Source organism: Niastella sp. sgz303648 (assembly GCF_059587045.1).
Genome location: NZ_JCAPSW010000001.1, coordinates 984107 through 1004719, shown reverse-complemented (window position 1 = coordinate 1004719; position 20613 = coordinate 984107). Strand labels below are relative to the sequence as shown.

General features: G+C 44.1%; 15 protein-coding genes. 7 read left to right on the top strand and 8 right to left on the bottom strand.

Annotated features, from left to right (window positions below; translation table 11 throughout):
* Positions 1-60 precede the first annotated feature (60 nt).
* Entirely contained in the window at positions 61-1659 is a 1599-nt protein-coding gene (locus AC59IL_RS03450; RefSeq protein ID WP_496550682.1) for a Na+/H+ antiporter, read from the bottom strand.
* A 341-nt stretch (positions 1660-2000) separates the two neighbouring features.
* On the opposite strand from AC59IL_RS03450, the gene AC59IL_RS03445 reads away from it, so the two are divergent.
* Complete coding sequence (locus tag AC59IL_RS03445) at positions 2001-3149, top strand: AI-2E family transporter (RefSeq protein ID WP_496550681.1); 1149 nt, start codon at positions 2001-2003, stop codon at positions 3147-3149.
* Positions 3150-3309: 160 nt separating this feature from the next.
* Entirely contained in the window at positions 3310-3798 is a 489-nt protein-coding gene (locus AC59IL_RS03440; protein WP_496550680.1) for a DUF6496 domain-containing protein, read from the top strand.
* 45 nt (positions 3799-3843) lie between these two features.
* Here the strand turns inward: AC59IL_RS03440 and AC59IL_RS03435 are convergent, their stop codons facing one another.
* From AC59IL_RS03435 to AC59IL_RS03425, 3 genes are all read right to left on the bottom strand, one after another.
* Complete coding sequence (locus AC59IL_RS03435) at positions 3844-4428, bottom strand: TetR/AcrR family transcriptional regulator (protein WP_496550679.1); 585 nt, start codon at positions 4426-4428, stop codon at positions 3844-3846.
* A 41-nt stretch (positions 4429-4469) separates the two neighbouring features.
* On the bottom strand, positions 4470-5219 hold the full coding sequence (locus AC59IL_RS03430; protein ID WP_496550678.1) for an SDR family oxidoreductase: 750 nt from the start codon (positions 5217-5219) through the stop codon (positions 4470-4472).
* A gap of 90 nt (positions 5220-5309) precedes the next feature.
* Positions 5310-6590: a GNAT family N-acetyltransferase gene (locus AC59IL_RS03425; protein WP_496550677.1), complete on the bottom strand. Its 1281-nt coding sequence runs from the start codon at positions 6588-6590 to the stop codon at positions 5310-5312.
* A 109-nt stretch (positions 6591-6699) separates the two neighbouring features.
* Between AC59IL_RS03425 and AC59IL_RS03420 the strand changes: the two genes are divergently transcribed.
* Positions 6700-8511: an ABC transporter ATP-binding protein gene (locus AC59IL_RS03420; RefSeq protein WP_496550676.1), complete on the top strand. Its 1812-nt coding sequence runs from the start codon at positions 6700-6702 to the stop codon at positions 8509-8511.
* Here AC59IL_RS03420 and AC59IL_RS03415 read toward each other — a convergent pair whose 3' ends face one another.
* Together AC59IL_RS03415 and AC59IL_RS03410 are read right to left on the bottom strand one after the other, a co-directional pair.
* Positions 8512-10452 (bottom strand): AAA domain-containing protein, encoded by a 1941-nt coding sequence (locus AC59IL_RS03415; protein ID WP_496550675.1) that lies wholly within the window; start codon positions 10450-10452, stop codon positions 8512-8514.
* A gap of 397 nt (positions 10453-10849) precedes the next feature.
* On the bottom strand, positions 10850-11662 hold the full coding sequence (locus tag AC59IL_RS03410; RefSeq protein WP_496550674.1) for a hypothetical protein: 813 nt from the start codon (positions 11660-11662) through the stop codon (positions 10850-10852).
* Positions 11663-12088: 426 nt separating this feature from the next.
* Between AC59IL_RS03410 and AC59IL_RS03405 the strand changes: the two genes are divergently transcribed.
* The 3 genes from AC59IL_RS03405 (at position 12089) to AC59IL_RS03395 (ending at position 14732) form a co-directional block, all read left to right on the top strand.
* Complete coding sequence (locus AC59IL_RS03405) at positions 12089-12901, top strand: cyclase family protein (RefSeq protein ID WP_496550673.1); 813 nt, start codon at positions 12089-12091, stop codon at positions 12899-12901.
* Positions 12902-13087: 186 nt separating this feature from the next.
* Positions 13088-13504, top strand: a complete 417-nt coding sequence (locus AC59IL_RS03400) for a hypothetical protein (RefSeq protein ID WP_496550672.1) — start codon at positions 13088-13090, stop codon at positions 13502-13504.
* A 262-nt stretch (positions 13505-13766) separates the two neighbouring features.
* Positions 13767-14732 (top strand): OmpA family protein, encoded by a 966-nt coding sequence (locus AC59IL_RS03395; RefSeq protein ID WP_496550671.1) that lies wholly within the window; start codon positions 13767-13769, stop codon positions 14730-14732.
* A gap of 265 nt (positions 14733-14997) precedes the next feature.
* On the opposite strand, the gene AC59IL_RS03390 is transcribed toward AC59IL_RS03395, so the two are convergent.
* Positions 14998-15339 carry a hypothetical protein gene (locus AC59IL_RS03390; protein WP_496550670.1) on the bottom strand — a complete coding sequence of 114 codons (342 nt, stop codon included), beginning with the start codon at positions 15337-15339 and terminating at the stop codon, positions 14998-15000.
* A gap of 455 nt (positions 15340-15794) precedes the next feature.
* Complete coding sequence (locus AC59IL_RS03385; protein ID WP_496550669.1) at positions 15795-16559, bottom strand: DeoR/GlpR family DNA-binding transcription regulator; 765 nt, start codon at positions 16557-16559, stop codon at positions 15795-15797.
* Positions 16560-17265: 706 nt separating this feature from the next.
* On the opposite strand from AC59IL_RS03385, the gene AC59IL_RS03380 reads away from it, so the two are divergent.
* Entirely contained in the window at positions 17266-20562 is a 3297-nt protein-coding gene (locus AC59IL_RS03380) for a SusC/RagA family TonB-linked outer membrane protein (protein ID WP_496550668.1), read from the top strand.
* The last annotated feature ends 51 nt before the right edge of the window (positions 20563-20613 follow it).

Sequence of the window (20613 nt, the reverse complement as noted above, 5' to 3'; positions counted from 1 at the left end):
AATCAGATACAGCCTGTTCAATGTTGAACGACTTGTACCTTGAGCCTTGAGCCTTGTTTCTTAACTTCTCAACCGCGCCTCTTCCAGATCCAGCTCCCATTCACGGTCGCGGATCAGTTCTTCGCTAAAGGCTTTGGTGCGACGCAGGTGGTTGAGCTCGCGACGGCGCACTTCTATTATTTCAAGCAACATTTTGCGGTAATGCGGTAAAAATGAATTTTCGTCGTCGATGGCTTCTTCGGCCTCCAGCTTTTTTTGCGTAATGGCAATCATTCTTTTGTAGCGGTCTCTTACCCGTTTGTAGGTTTCATTGTTTTCCAGTTCCTGCTGGTAATTGTTGTCGATATGCGCCAATACCTTTTCGGCCAGCTTCAAACGCAAAGCGAGCGCCTGTTGTTCTTCTGAATCTTTTTCATTGGTACTGATCTTCAGCAACCGTATAAAACTCTTCAAACTCAGGCCCTGCAACACCAGCGTTACCAGTATCACTACAAACGTGATAAATAAAATAATATTCCGGTGCGGAAATGCTGATCCGTTCAATAAGGTAAGCGGTACGGCCAGCGCCGAAGCCAGCGATACCACACCGCGCATGCCGCTCCAGCCGATCAGCAGTACATTCCTCCATCCCGGGTTGGGTTCGGTGGTGCGTATGCTTTTAAACAATTTTCTGGGAATATAGGCGCCCGGAAAAACCCAAATGATGCGGATCACTATGGTCACTATACTGATGATAACGCCGTATAAAATGCCTTCGCTTACCGAAAAGTTTTCCATGCCGTTTATAATAGCCGGCAATTGCAGGCCTATCAGAATAAATACAAATCCGTTTAGTAAAAAGATCAGGGTATCCCATACTGCTACTACCTGTAAACGGGTTTCGTAGCTGAAAATATCAGGTGAGCGGAACGTGAGGAACAAACCACCGCTTACTACTGCCAGCACTCCCGATACATGAAAATGCTCGGCGGTGATGTACATAACATAAGGCGATATTAATGTAAACGCGGCGTCGATAGAAGGGGTGGTGGGAAAAAAACGGTGTATGGCATATACCACATGGGCAATGGCCAAACCAATTAAAATACCCATGCCGGCCACCACAAAAAAACTTTTTGCAGCCGACATAAAACTGAACTCACCCGTAAGTACAGCTGCCAGTGCAAACCTGAAAACGATAAGGCTCGCTGCATCGTTCACCAAACTTTCTCCTTCGAGAATGGTAACCACCCGTTTCGGAACTTTTAAGCCTTGTAACACGGTGGTTGCTGCCACTGCATCGGGCGGCGAAATAATGCCTCCCAGCAGAAAACCTGCAGCAAGCGGAAAACCGGGTATCAGCCAGGTTGCGGTAAAGGCCACTGCTGCGGAAGTGAAAATAACCAAACCGAATCCCAGCAGGCTGATAGGCCTTTTAAACTTCCAGAAATCGTTCCATGAAGTATTCCAGGCAGCAGCATATAACAGCGGGGGTAGAAATATGAGAAATACCAGATCGGGTTGCAATGAAATTTGGGGAATGCCGGGGATAAGGCTGATGAGCAGTCCGCCGATTACCAGAAAAATAGGATAGGCTATTTTCAGTTTACTGCTTATCATCGTTAATATACTGATAACAAACAGCAGCGATAAAATCAGTAAAAGTTTATCCTGTATCATTCGTGCAAATCTACGCTGAAAACGCTGAACGCTGAACGCTTAAGGCTTAACGCTAAATGCAAAATCTCCCTGTTTAGGCGTTTTGCGTTTTGCGTTTCGCGTTTATCACACTTTTGCGCTAAACGCTGAACGCTTAATGCTTAACGCTAAATTTCCCCTGTTTAGGCGTATCGCGTTTCGCGTTTTGCGTTCTGCGTTTTGCATTTTGCGTTCCGCGTTTCGCGTTGTGCGTTCAGCGTTTTGACTATAAAAATCATACCTGTACAGTGGTTTACAGGTACAGATCGGATACCGTGGCTTATTAATTGTATTAAACAGGGAGGGTATAGTCGCCCTTTCATATGAACACCAACAATAAAACACCTTTTGTAATTGTAGCAGCGCAGAGCATACTGGGCTTATTTATATTGTTCTATATTCTCTATATCGGAAGCTCCATTATTTTGCCTGTTATTTATGCAGCCATTCTCGCTATTTTGTTAAATCCGCTGGTGAACTGGTTGTGTAAGCATAATATTAACCGGGTGCTTTCCATATTCATAGCTGTATTATTGATGTTAGTGGTGGCGGGGGGACTCATTTATTTCGTCATTAACCAATCACTGCAGTTTGGCGATACCCTGCCGGTTTTACAACATAAACTGAACATGTTTTTAGAGCATATAAGCCGCTGGATCGCCAAAACGTTTAACATTAACAAGGCTAAGGTAGATGCCTGGGTCGTAAGCACCGAAACCGGACAGTTGAATGCTTCTGCAGCCATATTAGGTGAAACCCTTATTACCATGACTAACATACTAAAGCTGGTGTTTTTGATTCCGGTGTATGTTTTTATGTTCCTGTTTTATAAATCGCTGTTGCTTGAGTTTTTTGCGCGGCTATTCAAAAAAGAAAGCCATGAAGCAGTGGGTGAAGTGTTATATGAAACCAAAACGCTTATTCAAAGTTATCTGGTAGGATTGTTGCTCGAAGCGGCTATTGTGGCAACTTTAAATGGCGCCGGTTTACTGCTGCTGGGTATTGATTATGCCATTTTATTGGGAATAATAGGCGCCATATTAAATATTATTCCCTATATAGGTGGAATAGTAGCCATTGTTTTACCGTTAATAATAACGCTTACTACCAAACCGCCTGTTTATATTTTATGGGTGTTGATTTTGTATATGACCGTTCAGTTTATCGACAACCATTACATCGTGCCTAAAATAGTTGCGTCGAAAGTGCGCATCAATGCGCTTATTTCAATAATCGTTGTTTTTATCGGCGGCGCAATATGGGGTATAGCGGGAATGTTTTTATCGATACCGCTTACTGCAATTCTAAAAGTGATATTCGACAGGGTTACGCCACTAAAACCATGGGGGCTTTTACTGGGCGATACCATGCCGCCCATTGGAAAAATAATATTCAAATCGCCCCGCAACACCAAAGCCGAAGAAAAAAAGAGCCGGGAGCAGGAAGAGAAAAGAAGTAACAATAAGCAATAGGCAATAAGCAATAGACAATAGACAATAGACAATACGCAATAAGCAACACGCCTGTCATTTAAGTTTGCCAATTGTTAATTGCCAATTGCCTATTGCCAATTGCCCATTGCTTGTTGGCCAGCTGGCACATCAATTGTATCGTTGTTATAAAAAACTTGTTATGCCGGAAAAGAAAACCATCAGGCGGGCCCAACGCGATGCGCGTCAGGGAAAATCGCCTTCTACACAGGCTGGTGAGTTTGTGCATGATGAAATAGAAAAGATCCGTAAGGGTGAACATGGCGCACGGTCGGCCAAACAGGCCATTGCCATTGGGTTAAATGAGGCCAGACGAGCAGGTGTAAACCTGAAACCACCCAAAAAAGGTACTGTATCTGAAAAATCGCGTAAAAGCGCCGAAAGCGCTTTGGAAAGAGGCCATGAACATAAACCGGTTTCACGCAAAAGGTCACGGGCAAGAGTACGTGCGTTAAAGCAGGAACCGACAAACACTGTTTCGCATAGCGCCCTTTCAAAACAGGCCCGCACAGCCGCCCGAAAAAGAGGCGCATCTGTTCGTTCTGCGGCCGCACGTAAAGCTGCTGCTACAAAGGGGCCGCGTAAACGTTCACAGGCTGCGAAGAAAGCCGCACGAACGCGTAACCCATAATGCTGAACGCAGAACGCCTGAGCGTTCAGCGTTCTGCATTTAGCGTTAATCGTCTAATATCGACAACGTAATTTTAACAATTTCACGAAGCGCATCGGCGTCGGGGCGATTTCTGCCGGTCATGCGCAGCCCCGTCATAGTATTGAACAGATGCCTGGCCAGTGCTTTTGGTGTAAACTTTTTGGTAATTTCGCCTTTTGCCTGCCCTTCCTTTACCCATGAATAGAACAATTGTTCCATTTCTTCCATATTTTCACAGGCAATATCAGCCACCTCTTTATCAACCGTGTTAAGCTCCATGCTTACATTTATGAGCAAACACCCTCTTCTTTCTTTATCGGCCAGAATAGTCTTTACCGTATAATCAAAAATGATCCGGATCTTCTTTTTAGGGTCATCGGTTTTTGAAAGCAACTGATTCAATTCGCCCTGCTCGTTACAGCGGTATTGATTAAGCGTTTTAAGGAACAAACCATGTTTATCGCCGAACGTATCATAAATGCTCGAACGGCTTAAACCGGTTGCCTGTACCAGGTCGTCCATAGAAGTACCGTTATATCCTTTTTCACAAAAAACTTCTTTTGCTTTTTTCAGTACTTCTGCTTCGTCGAATTGTTTTGTCTTTGGCATTGTGGATTTTTGGAATCTTTGTTCCAAAATTACCTTAAATTTTACAATGTAACCATGCCGCCGCCGGCTATCAGATCTGAGCCCAAAACAAAAGTTGAGTCATCCGATGCGAAGAAGGTGGCAATCTTTGCAATTTCTTCGGGTTCACCAAAGCGGCCCAGCGGAACTTTGCTTTGGATGGCGGCCGCCATTACATCTACTTGTTCAGCTGGTATACCCATTTTTCCGAGTATGGGGGTTTTAACTGGGCCGGGGCTTATGGCATTCACCCGAATTTTGCGGGGCAATAATTCTGCCGATAATGTACGGGCTAAACTGCTCAGTGCTGCTTTGGTGGCAGAATAAACAGAAGTATGAGCCATACCCATATGCGCGGCGGTAGACGTATTGAGAATGATAGATCCGCCATCATTAACAACAGGTAGCAACTCCTTAATAGTGAAGTAGGCGCCCTTTATATTAATATTAAATTGATCATCAAAATGATCTTCGGTAACTGCTTCAATAGGAGCAAATTTGCCAATGCCGGCGTTGATGAATACAATATCAAGGCGGGGCGTGATCAATTGCACCTGTTGTGCCAGGTTACGAACATCGCTCATGCTGGATGTGTTGGAAAGAATCGCATGAACGTTGCCTCCGAGATTCTTTTTCGCCTGATCAAGCGCGGCCTGGTTGCGGCCGGTAATGATCACCGTTGCACCCTGTTCAAGAAATTCTTTTGCTGTAGCAAAGCCAATACCACTGTTGCCGCCCGTAATAAGGGCAGTCTTATTTTGTAAACGATTCATGATTGTGTTAGTTTAAGTAAAATTTATATCGGAACGATCATTCCGGTATAAAGGTAGGGTGTTTGGAATGAATGTTCCAAATAAAATTTGTTAAAGCGCTTTTTCTATAATAGCTCTTATGGTTGGCCTGTTCAGGTGGTTGGCCCAGTCTAACGCGGTACCTTTATATATGGCGTCTTTTATGGTGAGGTCGGGATTGGCCTGCATGGCTAACCTGGCAAGGGCTGCATCGTTCCTTTCTGCAGCCTTATGCAACAGCGTTAGCTGATGGCTGCCATACCGGTGGTTCACTTCGTTCGGTTGTTCTGATAGTATTGCAGCAGCCTTATCTTTCCAACCCAGGTCCCAGGCATCCAGCACCGTGCAGGTGGCGCCCTTTTCAATCAGCCATTTTGCCGAAACCGGTTGGTTGCAATGAACAGCCAGCTGTATCAGCGTCATACCGTTGTTGAGGGGTGTGTTTACATCGTGCGGCGTGAATAATTTATTAAGATCATTCAGTATATGAATATGGCCTGATCCTGTTGCTTCTGCCAGCTGAATCAGTTCGGCCGAAGGCGGATGGGTGATATAACGGTCATTCATAAGCCAACATGTAAGTCCATACCCGATAAACTGAAATCCGATTTGCTCATACATGTTTTTACCGGTTGCATTTAAAACTGCATACCGGTAGCCCTGTTCTTTGGCGTACTGACAGGCAGCTGTAACTACCGCTTTGCCGATGCCCTGTTCACGAACCTGTGGAATAACGCCTACATTATAAATACCCGCAGCGCCATAGGCGCCGGTGGTAAAATGCACGGCACTTTGTGCTACTATGTTGCCATCGAGTACTGCAATAAAACGTTGCACTTTTTCGGGATGTTGCTGCATGAAGGCAGTTGATATAGCGCCATTGTCGCCGGCATAGGGAAGGTCATTTATTTGATGTGTAGAGGTGTTATTATCAGCATATACCTGCAGGTTTGCCGGTACCGCATAACCTGTTTGTATTGTTTCAAGATCGAGGGCCATCCAGCAGGGCTGCCAGCCTGGCTGAAAGCCCCGCGCCAGTAATCGTACCTCTAAACCGGCCGGTTGCGGCGGCTGAAGCGACCAGCAGCCAATATTTTTGGCAGCATGCAGGCGATACCAGTTCATCATTTCATCTAACAGCGCACCGGCCTGTTCTTCAGTCATGCAGGGAAAACCGATCATTGCTTCACCGGTTGAAGGTGCAAAAGTCCATTGTAAACCATCCTTCGTTTGAATGTTTCCGCCCTGGGCCATTGCATTCGAACAAAATAATTCACGATGATTGTGTGCCGCTGCCTGTTCAAGCTGTTGCGGGTTGGCATTTTGTAATATCGATGAATGTGTTAATGGCATGAATGACAAATTTGCTTTTTGAAGTTAAAGCATTCTGCAACAAGCCCACCGTGATTTAATCGTGTCGTGCTGAATTATTAGGTAATTTTAGTTGGGGAAAATACAAAGCATGAAAAATTACAGGAATATGTTTACCATTGCCGTCAAATCAATTGCATTTGCCTGGCAAACCAATCGCCGGTTGTTATTGCTGCTGATAGTATTTAATGTTTTTCAGGGATCGGTAGTGTATCTTCAGTTCACCAGCTTTGCTTCTATTGTTGATGAAATTATAAAGATCAAACAGGGTACAAGCAATACCAATAGCCTCATATGGTCTTCAGTTATATTAGGATTAGCATTTCTGATACCGCTTTTTGTTGGCAATATCGTATCGCATTACCGCATGATATTCCGAATGCAACAGGCCGTTCAGCTGGATCTGTATAAAATCGAACGGCAGGGCCGGCTTGATATAGGCACCATTGAAAGCAGCTCGTACCAGAATTTGTTGCGCAGTGCGCAGGAGTGGGGTAGTGGAAGTGTACTGAATTTGCAGGATTTTATTTTCAACTCTGCTACCAATTTTGCCGGTATTATAACATCCATTGGTATTCTGTGGTCGCTCAACAAATGGCTGGTAGGGTTTGCCGTGCTGGCGGCCGCTCCCGTATACTTTTTTTATAAGAAGTATAGCATGGAAGTTTTTCGCATCCGGTATTTGTCTATCAATGATCATCGCGTTATCAACAACCGCATGTCGCATTTTGAAGATCTGCAAAAAGCAGTAGACGTTATTTTATTAAAACTGCAAAGCTGGTTAAAAGATCAGATCAAAGACAAAAAGCTGACCTTCAATAAAAAGATCATTCAGGCTGAAAGAAAAAAAGCTATTTCATACAGTGTTATGAGCCTGTGGTATTTGCTGTTTTTGTTTGCTGCCATTGCGCTCATGACTAAGGAAGCTATTGCCGGTCATATTGCGGTAGGCGGATTGCTGCTGGCCTTCACCACATACACCCGGTTCTATCAAACCATAAACGGTTATATTGAATCTGTTTCAGTTGCCGAAGAAGCTTCGCGTTATGCCGCACGCTGGTTCGAATTATTCGAAATGCAACCGAAAATCACTTCAAATGAAAATGCTGCGCGCATTGATTTTGCCGAGCCGCCGTTCATTGAATTTCAAAACGTTTCATTTCGCTATCCCGGTGAGGAAACAGAAAATCCCTTTGTACTGAAGGACCTTTCATTTAGTATTAAACCGGGCGAAAAAGTGGCAATCGTTGGCGTAAATGGTTCAGGCAAAACAACACTCATCAAACTGCTTTGCCGCATTTATGATCCTACCGAAGGAAATATTTTAATTAACGGAGTGAATTTAAAAGATATTCATCTCGAAGACTGGCAAAGTGCGCTGGGCATCCTGTTTCAGGATTTTCCTGTTTATAATTTAACCATCCGCGAATCGATAGGTGTGGGAAGATTATCAGATGCCGGTCAAAATGGAATGAGTAAAGAAGAAAGATTACAGCAGGCAGCCCGGTTTTCGGGAGCTGATGAATTTATCAAAGACTACGATCAGTTGATATGGAAGGAGTTTGCAGGAGGTGTTGATTTATCAAAAGGACAGCACCAGCGGCTTGCAGTGGCACGCATGTTTTACCGCAATGCCGCAGTAACTATTTTAGATGAACCAACGGCTTCTATCGATGCTGTAACAGAGGAAAAAATATTCAGTACCCTCGAAAAAAATATGCAGGGTAAAACGGTTATTTTGATCACCCATAGGTTCAGCACCGTTAAAAATGCCGATAAAATAATCCTGCTCGAAAAGGGCCGCATCATTGAATACGGATCGCATAAAGAGCTGATGCACCTTGAAAAGCAATACGCTTACCTGTACAATATGCAGGCCAAACGATATCTTGAAAGTTTGTAGTTAAGCAAATTCCCATGCGCTCACATACGCATTTCTGTCCTGCGCCCAGGTGATAAAGTTTTCGTAAAAGGGCAACTGCGACAGGGTGGCGCTGTCACCAATAACTACCAGCTTTTTGCGGGCACGCGTCATGGCCACATTCATACGTCGTATGTCTGACAAAAAGCCAATCTTGTTTTCAGCGTTGCTTCTTGTCATGCTGATGTAAACAATATCGCGTTCCTGCCCCTGAAAACTGTCGATGGTATTGATGGCAATTTTATGTTCATAGGGCTGCAGGGCAGGAGCGCTGAGGAATTGTTCTTTCAGCACATCTATCTGCTGTTTGTAGGGCGATATGATTGCAATGCTTGGAAAATTATTCGGCTGATAATGATCGTCGAGCGCCGACACCAGCTGCGTTAAATGTTTGAACAAAAAGGCGGCTTCTTCGGGATTATAGGTGCTGGTGCGTTCGGTTTTTTCATCAAACCCACAACCGGCGGTATCTACAAATACAAGCGGATTATCTTCTGAAAATAACACATGCGAGGCAACAGAGGCATGCGCTTTTAATTTGTCGCCATAAAAAGTGCTCGACGAATAGCCCATGATCATTTCGTTCATGCGGTACTGTTCTTCAAGCAAAACAACTGATTCAGGATGCAGCGCTACGCATTTCTCAAGCAGGGTAGTGGCCAGCCCGTTTTTGGCGGCTTCAGCACTTTTAACTGTTGGCGGCAACTGGCAATGGTCGCCGGCCAGAATTACTTTTTGTGCTTTCAGAATAGGTATCCAGCAGGCAGGTTCCAGTGCCTGCGCCGCTTCATCTATTACAACGGTATTGAATTTCAGGTTGCGGATGGTGTAATGGTTGGCGCCAACCAGCGTAGCGGTAATCACCTGCGCTTTACTGATCAGGTCGCCTGAGATATATTGTTCTGAATTATCAACCTCTTTCATGATGTTGCGCGCTTCGGCAAACAGGGCCTTGCGCTGGTCGCGTTCGGCTTTGCCGAAATGGCGTTTATACTTATGCGCCATATCCATAAAAGCCGACGCCTGTTTCTTCAGCCGCCTGATCTCTTTCATATGGCTGTGCTCCGTCATTTTAAAATCGAGCGTAAGCGATAATAATCTTTCCGAAACACGGGCGGGATTTCCTATGCGCAATACATTCAATCCTTCATCGGACAATTTTTCGCTCAGCAGGTCAACCGCCGTGTTGCTGGGCGCTACCACCAGAATTTGTTGCCGGTCGCGATTGATTATGGCTTTTATCGCCTGAACGAGGGTTGTGGTTTTGCCGGTACCCGGCGGGCCATGCACAATGGCCAGGTCATTGGCGCTTAATATTTTATTTACGGCTGCCTGTTGCGATGCATTGAGCCGCGCTGTCCTGAGCGAAGTCGAAGGATCGGGCGGGGTCAGGGTACTGAGCGTAGTCGAAGTATCAAACCGTGGTACGGCTTCTGGTACGCCGGTTAAAATTCTTATCAATTTTCCTTCTTCTTTTTTTTCAGCCCATGAAGAAGCCAGTTTCAGGGCCTGTTGCATTTCGTCGTAGCTGTTTTCATCAAACAGTAAATCGATACCCAGTTTGCCATCGCGCGCCCAGTCGGGCAGCTCATCGGTTCGCAGGGTGATTTTCAATTTGTTACCGCTCACATGCGAAATGGTGCCTTCAATTTTATTGGTTTCGGCATCATGGTTTGAGAACAAAACGGCAGGCATGCCGAAGCGAAACTGGTGTATGATATCGTTGTGGGTGGTGCGTTCAACTTCAACGGTCAGGTAATCGCCGCGGCCCAGCTCGGTATCGCGGATGGCGATGGGGTACCAGGTGAGTCCGTTGGCCCTACGCTCTGATACAGAAGTGGTTTGGGTCAGCTTCTGGTACAATTGCCGGTCTTCTTCACGTTCGGTCCTGAGCAGATCCTGCAGGCTTTTGAAATAATCCATGGCGCAAATATACTGAAGTCTGAAGTCAGAAGTCGGAAGCCGGAAGAGGTCGATTATTCAATATATCCATGTATTGCTGCACCCTTGGAAGATACAAGGAAGAAGGCACAGGTTACAAGGTCAGGGGCACAGGTTGCAGGGTTCCGGGGCAGGGGAAGGGAAGTAGGAACGCAAAACGCAGAACGCAAAACGCAGAACGCAGAATGCAAAACGCAAAACTCAGAACTCAAAACTCAGAACGCAGGAGTATTTAGCGTTAAGCTTTAAGCGTTCAGCGTTCAGCATTCAGCGTTCAGCATTTACGTAGAAAGCAAAATGCAAAACTCAGAACTCAGAACGCAGGAGTATTTAGCGTTAAGCATTAAGCGTTCAGCGTTCAGCATTCAGCGTTCAGCATTTACGTCATTCCCAAAATCTTTGCGCCGCCAACATATTTCACAGGTTCAATGTTTTCGCCGCGCATTACGCCAAAAGAAATACCTATTGCCAGCATCAGGCTGTAGGATAGAATCGGGGGCTTTTCTTCAAGTTGTAATTCGAATTTAATGGTGGGAGAGCCGTTCGTTACCGGATACCAGTCTGAGTATGCATCAGTGCAGGATAAAGTATCCCCATATGCCTCTACAACATCGTTAAGGTTGTATGGAAGGTACTCCGGGTCGCCACAATGAAAGTCGGGAATACTGCACAGTATTACAATAAACCGGTATTGCGAAAAATTGCCTGGCACACTAAAATTAAGGCCCGGTATTATAGCCGGGATATCAATGGATGCATTTACTTCATCTTTCAACAGTGTATAGCGAACCGGGTTTTGAATGATCGTATCAAATGGAGTTTTTCGGTTAAAGTTAAACCCTTCCAGCAGCCGCGGGTTGCGCGACAACAAAATGCTTCGCCGGCCCCATTCATTGCCGGTATCCAGTTGCAGGATATGTTTCATCAGGGCGTTTAACGGACCTGAAATATTATAATCAGTTACCACCTTTAGTGCCTGGAGCTTCTTCCGTATCCATTTTCCGGCTTTTGAACAGCCACCGAACTCCGCATTGTTCTTTCGGGTTAACTCAAATTTGGGAGAATTTTTTATTTGCTTTTTGTCCGCACCACCCTTTGTCCGCATAACCAGCCCATCGTGCCCCCGCATTTTATATACAGAAACAGGGCCCACGGGACCAACAAATCCATTGAAGTCATGTTGCTTAGCCATGATCAATTGTTTTACGGGTTTGAAAATTAAATGCATTTACAATGCATTCATGCGTGCTGACTAATGGGAGCTATAACCTTGAAGTATTCACCTGTAGGGGGTATAACGGGTAGGAATAATGGCAACGATAGGGAACTGACGTAGTAAATATAGGAATAATTTACATATAAAAAACATAAAAGCAAGATATAAGTTACACCTTTAAAGATGTGGCTTATATGTGGCTTATCTCTGGGTTATCTGTGGGTTATCCTTAACGTTAGCCTTAAGTTGCTATACCTTAGCCATTATTGTATTGTACCGAAAAAGCTTTATACAGGTGACATTAATATTGGAGCAAGGCTATTGAAATGCGTAATAATGACGTTATTGTGATTTCCTTCTTTCCGCCCCTTTTTTGTATCTTTTCCTGCTTAATATATTGCCATGAGAACATGCATTCTATTAATTTCGCCGCTGATGATAATTGCCGGTTGCAAACCTTCAAAGCAGGATGATACTGCAGCAAAATTTTTTGCATCAGGCAAATGGATCGATCTCACCTATAGTTTCAGCGATAGTACATTATACTGGCCCAATAACCCCACAGGGTTTAAACTCGACACACAGGCGAACGGCGTTACGCCGGGCGGTTTTTATTATGCATCCAATGCATTTTCGGCTCCCGAACATGGCGGTACTCACCTCGATGCGCCGGTGCATTTTGCGCAGGGCCATCAAACTACCGATCAGGTGCCGCTTGAACATTTAACCGGTGAGGCCGTGGTGATCGATGTATCGGAACAGGCTTTAAAGAATGCCGATTACCTGATATCGGTTCAGGATATTGAAAACTGGGAAAAGGATCATGGCAAAATTCCCGACCATGCCATTGTATTATTTCGAACCGGATATGGAGCGTATTATCCGGATGCAAAAAAATATTTCGGTACCGATGAAAAAGGAGCAGGTGCTATTCCTCATTTGCATTTTCCGGGAATCGATCCGGCTGCTGCGGAGTGGTTAACCACACAACGAAAAGTAAAAGCGGTTGGGTTAGATACGCCAAGCATTGATTATGGCCAATCGAAAGATTTCAAAACGCATCAGACACTGCTGGCAAAAGATATTCCGGCGTTTGAAAATGTAGCCAATCTTAGCCAGTTGCCTGTTACAGGGGCGTATATAGTGGCGCTGCCTATGAAAATAAAGAACGGCAGCGGCGGCCCGTTGCGAATAGTTGCCTGGGTGCATAATTAAGGCACAAGGCACAAAACTCAAGGCACAGTCGTTTAACGTTGAACAGGTTGCCTGTAATCAAACAGACCGAATCTCAGGACTTGTGCCTTGTACCCTGGGACTTGTGCCTTCTTCATATTATCATTTTGCACAATTGTCGCTTTTTCGGCAATAAGATATTATTTTAGTGATACCAAATCAGCAACTATGAAAATGAATCCCGGCCAAAAGTTCCTGCAATACATGTACAGCAATTTTACCGGCAATTTTGTGGGCTTTGCCATCGGCATGGCCTCTACCCGCCTTGTTTCGCATTTTTTCACCACGCGCAGTATTAAAAACCTGTGGGGACTTACCGCCAAAAAAACGGTGGTAGACAAACAAACCTTCAGCGGTTTGGAGTGGATGATTTCCATTATCATAGGCTTTCTGGTTTTTGAGATCATTTCAAAATGGGTGAAGAAAAAACTGGATCCCGTATTGCAAAAATATAAGGGCTATTTACCTGAAGATTGGGTTGAGGATCAGGAAGCTCCTCCTACGGCAGTACCGGTGGTTGTACAATCAGCACCCGCTGCTGAAACGCAAAAACCGGCAGATTCGGCAAGTGGCAGTGTTGCGTAAAGTTGATTTTTTAACCGGCTTTTATTCTGCTTTTGATCTTTTGTTGCGTCGTATGCCGATTTATTTTTTATCGGCATCCCGACAAAGGCGGGACTTCGGCGTTCGATTCGCTGTGCAGCTTATTTCAAATAGACTTTGTTAGTCCATGTGAATAATTTCCCATCAAACAATTGTGCCATCGTACAATACATCCTGTAACTTTTTTACTCATTTCACGACCAATACCTCAAACCTGTTTTTCCATTAATCAAAACGTACATAAATGATCAGATGCACATTTATTACCCTCATTTCTTTACTCACCTTTTTATTTGTTTCGGCCCAACCAAAAAACACTACCAATCCGGTTGCTGAAAAGCCGCTGCCGGTTTCATATGCCGACTTAGGCACATTTCCTTACTTTAAGACCTGGCCGGGATTCAGGCCGCTTAATGAAAGTGATTCTTTAATTATAGAACAAACCGGCGTGTTCTTTTTCGATGGTAAAAAGGTATTTGCTGTAGATGGAAAGGTTTGCAGTGAGAAGCTTACATTAATAAATGATGATGCGAAACGGCCTTCGGATATACAGATCATACAGGACTTTGATAAAATTGTGGCTGCAGCAGGAGGGAAGAAAGTTTTTACCGGCGAGCTACCTGAAAATTTGTTGAAGTCGGCCAGCGGAAAAGATGTTGTTACGTTAGGCAGTAATCACCAGGTAGTGAATTCTGCTTACTATGGCGTTGTGGAGTATGTGATCAAAACACCTGAAAAAGAAGTGTGGATACAACTTCAGCCATATTCAATCAAATCGAAGTTTTTTGCGGTGCTGGTGGTTGAAAAACAAACACAGCTGATAAGCACCAATATCAATAAGCAAAACCTCATTTTGCAGGACCTTGAAAAAAACAAACAGTCGGTGGTATACCTGCAATTCGCACCCGACAGCGCCACCCTGAAAACGCAATCGGCCGGTGAGTTGCTAAATATTGCAGGTGTGTTTCAGGCGCATCCCGACTGGAAAATAAAAATTGAAGTACATAATGCGCCGGTTGGCAAACCCGATTATACGCTTTCTCTTACACAACAAAGAGCTGCTGCCATCAAACAGCAATTAACTGAGCTGGGTGTAAAGTCATCTGCTGTAGAAGCGTTAGGCCTGGGCGATCAAAAACCGCTTGTATCAAACGATACTGAAAAGGGAAGAATAACAAATTCGAGAGTGGTGATAACCCGATTGAATTAAAAGAGGCCGCAGGCCTCAGAATAGTATTGCTGAACCATAAGTGCTACATGTGCCGGAGTTTTGTGTAACGTACGCTTATGAACGGTGAAATATTCGTATATGAAATAGGGGATATTTCAGAAGACGTTATTGAATTGCGGCCGAAAAACTCCTCTGAAAAATTTCGAAAATACAGAAGAAAGGAATAACCATTGCCAAAAAAAATGCGGAACCGCATGCCTGAATAGGCTGGTTCCGCATTTGTATATCAGGGTATAAACTTTACTTAGTTATAGTCGCGAATTTTTACGAAGTGATTATTCGGGTCAACATAGTAGTAACCCAGCTTGCCTAATGAATTTGCGGTATAAGGTCTTTCGTCGGGCATCGATAACTCATTTTTCTTAATGGTTAAAAACACCCACTCATCAATGACCCTGCTCAAAAAGTGATGTGTTTGTTGATCGGATCCGCGATAAAGAATACAGTTGCTGGAAGAGGAATTTTTATTATACCAGTTCTGCACTTCACTAACCGTCCAGTTTTTGGGACCGACATTGGAAACGGCGCATCCGGTAAAAATAAAAATACAAATGATGACTACACAGGTAAGGATATTTCTTTTCATTGGTTTGGATTAGCGTGATTATAAACGAAAATAATTCTCCATTTCTTACAAAACAAATGCCATTTGTTGAAAATTTTGCTTTTGTTTTAATTAAATTTTATATACATAGTAAGTGCACTGCGTATAATCACACTGTTACAGAGGAATGCGTTCGTTGTTATACGTTTTTAATCATGCATCGAAGCATCTTCGTTATATTATCATTTGATGAATACGAGATATTGCCAGGCTGCAATACTTAAAAGGCGCGAGCGCCTGAATGCAGTGGCGCTAAGAGTATAAAAGAGAAAAAGGAGAAAAAAGAGATGTTGATTATTAAAGATGCCGGCAAATTGTATGGATGCTGAAATAGAAAACTCTCTTTTTTCTCTTTTGACTCCTATACCCTCTTAGCTAAAAAAATGTCCCGCAAAGCGGGACTAAAAAGATAAAAGAGAAATTAAAACTTTTTAGACCTAATCAGCAATAATCGTTTTCACCCCTTTTTCTTCCAGTTGTCTGATGCTTTCGGCCGGAGCGCCGGAGTCGGTAATAATGTAATCAACCTGGTCTAAACCGCAGATACGGCCAATGCCGCGGCGACCGAATTTGGTGCTGTCGGCCAGCACCACAACCTGCTGCGCTACCTGTATCATTTTTTTATCAAGACTTGCTTCTGCCAGGTTGGTGATGGTGAGTCCGAATTCGGGTTCAATGCCATCGACACCCATGAACAACAATCCGCATGAAATTTCTTCGAGCAGTCTTTCACCAAAGGCGCCGGCAGCCGAAGCCGAGCTGTGATGAATGAGTCCGCCTATTTGCAGAATATCAACATTGGGCCGGTTGCATAATTCCAGCGCCACACGAAGGGCAGGAGTGATTACAGTAATGTGTTTCGACGGATGCAGTGCATGAGCCAGTTCAAATACAGTAGTGCCTGAGCCTATTATAATGGAATCGTTTTGTCCGAGCAATGTAAGAGCCGCTTTGGCGATCTTTTTCTTTTGATCGGCATTGATAAATTCCTTTTCATTGATGGTGCGTTCAATCGCATACGGATTATTAATAGAACCGCCGCCTTTTGTTCTGAACAACAGGTTCTTTTCTTCAAGCAGTTTAAGGTCTTTACGAATGGTAACACCCGAAACCTGCAATTCTTCACTCAGCTCCTGAATATCAACACGCCCTTTGTCCTGTAGTTTCTGAATAATGATCTGATGCCGATCTGTAATGGTCATAAAAAAAATTTCTTGATTTTGGGATTTCTGGATTTTGAGATTTCTTTTTCTGCAACATTCCCTTAAATCTCTAAATCTCAAAATCTCTAAATCGCTAAATTATGTAATTGGGTTACAAACTGTTTAATTTTTTAAAGAATATGGCCAATAAGCTACAGTCTTTGGCTTTAAAATAATATGAAATGTGAATTAAAATAACTTAAAAAGTATTTAATTTGATTAAATTATTAAAGATATTTACCTACTTTGCCTTTGTTATTATGGTTGTTAACGAACGATGGCAATGACAATTGGTCCGGCTTAGCGGACGGGCCAAAGGCAATTGACACCTGTACCACACACGCGCAGTATCAAACTTTTTCAATGCTCAGTTTGATACAATCTTGGTTGTATAAGCCCCCGCAAAGCCGGGGGCCAATTGCCCCAAAATGCTTCATCCTGCTATCGGTCGTTAATGATCGCGTTTCAATTTCATAGCAATTCCTTAATACGAAAGTTAAATTATGTTTCGCTTTGTTTAATTGCTTTGCGAACAATTAAAAAACCTTCAATTATGGAATTCCTACTTAACCAAAATGTAAGGCATTGCTATGCAGGCAATTGCTTTACAATAGTACATGGTTCAAATGCATCCTTTGTTACAGCAGCCTTTCTTGCCATAGGCTCCCGATGCACCATCAGTTCACTATCTAACATTGCTTAACGTATGAAAAAGACTGCATTATTCAATTCAACGCTGCCATATGCCCGCAGCCGCCGCATTCACCGGCAATTTGCACCCTTACTGTTGGTATTTGGTATTGGAATTTTTTTACTGCTTTGTTTTCAGCCATTGGCTGCAATGCCCTTTCAGACCGAACATGTCATCAAAGGAAAAGTAACAGATGAAAAAGGAACGCCCATGGCAGGAGTAAGTGTGAACCTTAAAGGAACTACTGCCGGCGCCACCACCGGCGCCGATGGCCTGTTTTCTTTAACCGCAAACAAACCCGAAGCGGTGTTGATCATCTCGTACATTGGCTTTACAACGGCTGAAGTAAAAGTAAACAGCTCAACAACTATCTCAATTGCACTTAAACGTGAGGATGCTTCCCTCGCCAATGTGGTGGTGGTAGGCTATGGCACGCAAAAAAAGGTTAACCTAACCGGCGCTGTTGACCAGGTAAGCGGTGATGTGCTCGAAAACCGGCCTGTAACGAATGTTACGCGCGGTTTGCAGGGCGTGCTGCCCAATTTAAACATCCGCATGACCGATGGTAAACCCATCAGGAGTGCTGATTATAATGTGCGTGGCGCTACTTCTATTGGCGCCGGCGGCAGCGCCCTGGTGCTTATTGATGGTGTGCCCGGCGATCCCAACCTGCTGAATCCCGATGATGTGGAAAGCGTTTCGCTGTTAAAAGATGCCGCTTCGGCCGCTATTTATGGCGCCCGTGGCGCTTTTGGCGTTGTACTCATTACCACCAAAAAAGCGTCGCGCAACAAAACGCGTATCAATTATTCAGGAAATTTTTCGCTGAACGACAGAACGGTTAAACCCAACCTCGTTACCGACGGATACGAATGGGCGAAAATATTCGATTCTGCCTTTTATGCTTTTAACGATTATAAATCGCACCCGCAAAAAGCAAACAGTGTTTTTCCTTTTTCGCTCAGTTACCTTGATGAGTTGAAAAAAAGGCACGACGATCCCTCACTGTCGCAGGTTGATATTGACCCTGCCACAGGCGAATATGTTTATTATGGCAGTACCGACTGGTTACAGGAATTGTATGCACCTTCCAATCCGTCGACCGAGCATACACTCAGTGTTTCGGGCGGTTCTGAAAAAGTAACTTATTATATGTCGGGCCGGTATATGTCGCAGCATGGTATTTTCAGGTATAACCCCGATAAATATAAAACATACAATGTAAGGGCGAACGGATCGGTACAGGCTTTTAAATGGCTGAAACTTGAAAACGACCTTACCTTTTCGCAAACGAATTATTTCTTTCCCATTCTTAACCATCCTACCAACACACCCGTTTGGCGAAGGATCTCTGATGAAGCTTTTCCCATTGCGATGATGAAGAACCCCGATGGGTCGCTCACGCAGAATGCTTCCATTGTATTTGGCAGTTTTATTTCGGGCAATAATTATTCTGATTTAAACCGCCAGCAAATTCGCAACACCTCGCGTTTTACAGCCAGCTTTTTACAGAACCGTTTACGGTTATACGGCGATATCACATTTCGCAGGCAGAATGATACCGAGAACCGGTTGTATACACCGGTGCCTTACAGCAAAAAGCCAAATGAAATGCTCGAAAGGGGAGAGAGCAAAATGAGTCAGCAGGAAGATAAGACCACCTATCTCGGATTCAATATTTACTCCGAATACGAACAGCATTTTGGCGATCATTATTTTAAAGGGCTGGTGGGTTACAACTACGAAAACTCGCTGTTGAAAAGCCTGTATATTCAGCGCGACGGTCTCATCAATAATTCCCTGCCTGATTTTTCGCTATTGAACGGTCTTAATTATCTGTTAACGGGCGGCGGCAATGAATGGACAACATTGGGCAGCTTTTTCAGACTGAACTATAATTATAAAGAAAAATACCTGTTCGAAATGAACGGGCGGTATGATGGTACTTCCAAATTTCCCGAGAGCCAGCAATTCGGTTTCTTTCCATCTGCCTCAGTGGGCTGGCGTGTTTCGAAAGAATCTTTCTGGGACAACCTTTCGCATATAGTGAATGATCTTAAACTGCGTGCATCATACGGAAGTTTAGGCAATGGTAATATTTCGCCATACCAGTTCCTTGAAGTGATGGAAGTAAAAAAACTCAACCGGGTGATCAATGGCGTGAATGCCGACTATACGCAAAAACCCAATGTAATACCGGCCGGTTTAACCTGGGAAAAAGCTACTTCTACCAACTTCGGTATTGATATCAGCATGCTGCGTAACCGGCTTACCACCACGTTCGACTGGTATACACGCAATACCACCGATATGTTCACCGTGGGGCTTCCTTTGCCGGCTGTATTTGGTTCTTCGGTTCCGAAAGGCAATTATGCCGATCTGAAAACAAAAGGCTGGGAATTGTCTATTGCCTGGAACGATGCAATACCGCTCGGGAGCGGTAGCCCCAAACCATTGCGGTATAATTTCAGGTTTACACTGGCCGATAATGAATCGCATGTTACCAAATTCAATAACCCGCTTGGGTTGATCGATACTTATTATGAAGGCATGAGTATCGGCGATATCTGGGGATTTGAAACCGAAGGGTTTTTTAAAGATGATAATGATATAAAAGCACATGCTGATCAAAGTTATATTCCCGTATCAGCTGCCAATAAACTGTTGCCCGGTGATGTAAAGTTTCGCGATCTGAATAAAGACAACGCCATTAACCTTGGTAAAAGCACTCTTGCCGATCCCGGTGACCGCAAAATTATCGGTAACAGCCAACCCCGCATGCTGTTCAGCTTTACGGCCGGTGGTGAATGGAACGGCTTTTTTCTCAATGCATTTTTTCAGGGTGTAGGTAAAAGAGATTTCTGGCCCGGTACCGATAATTCATTGTTCTGGGGACCTTACAACAGACCTTACAGCTGGCAACCGAAATCGGTTATCAATAATATGTGGACGCCCGAAAATCCCGATGCATACTTCCCGCGTTTGCGGGGATACACGGCCCTGAATTCAAAGGCCGAGTTAACCATGGTGCAGTCGCGCTATTTACAAAATGTAGCGTATGTACGCCTCAAAAGCATTACCTGTGGTTATAGTTTGCCCAAAGCCCTCATAGCCAAAGCCGGTATGAGCGATGCGCGGATATTTTTTACAGGGCAGAACCTGTTTACCTGGTCGCCCATGTACCGGGTAACCAAAGACCTCGATCCCGAAGTGATCGAAGGGGCCGATCCTGAAATGAACGTTAATTCAGGAAACGGCATGGCCTATCCGATGTTAAAAACCTATACGGTGGGTGTTAACATCACCTTTTAATAAGTGATGAATGAAAGTGCAAAAGATCTTATTAAAAACGGAAAAACACAA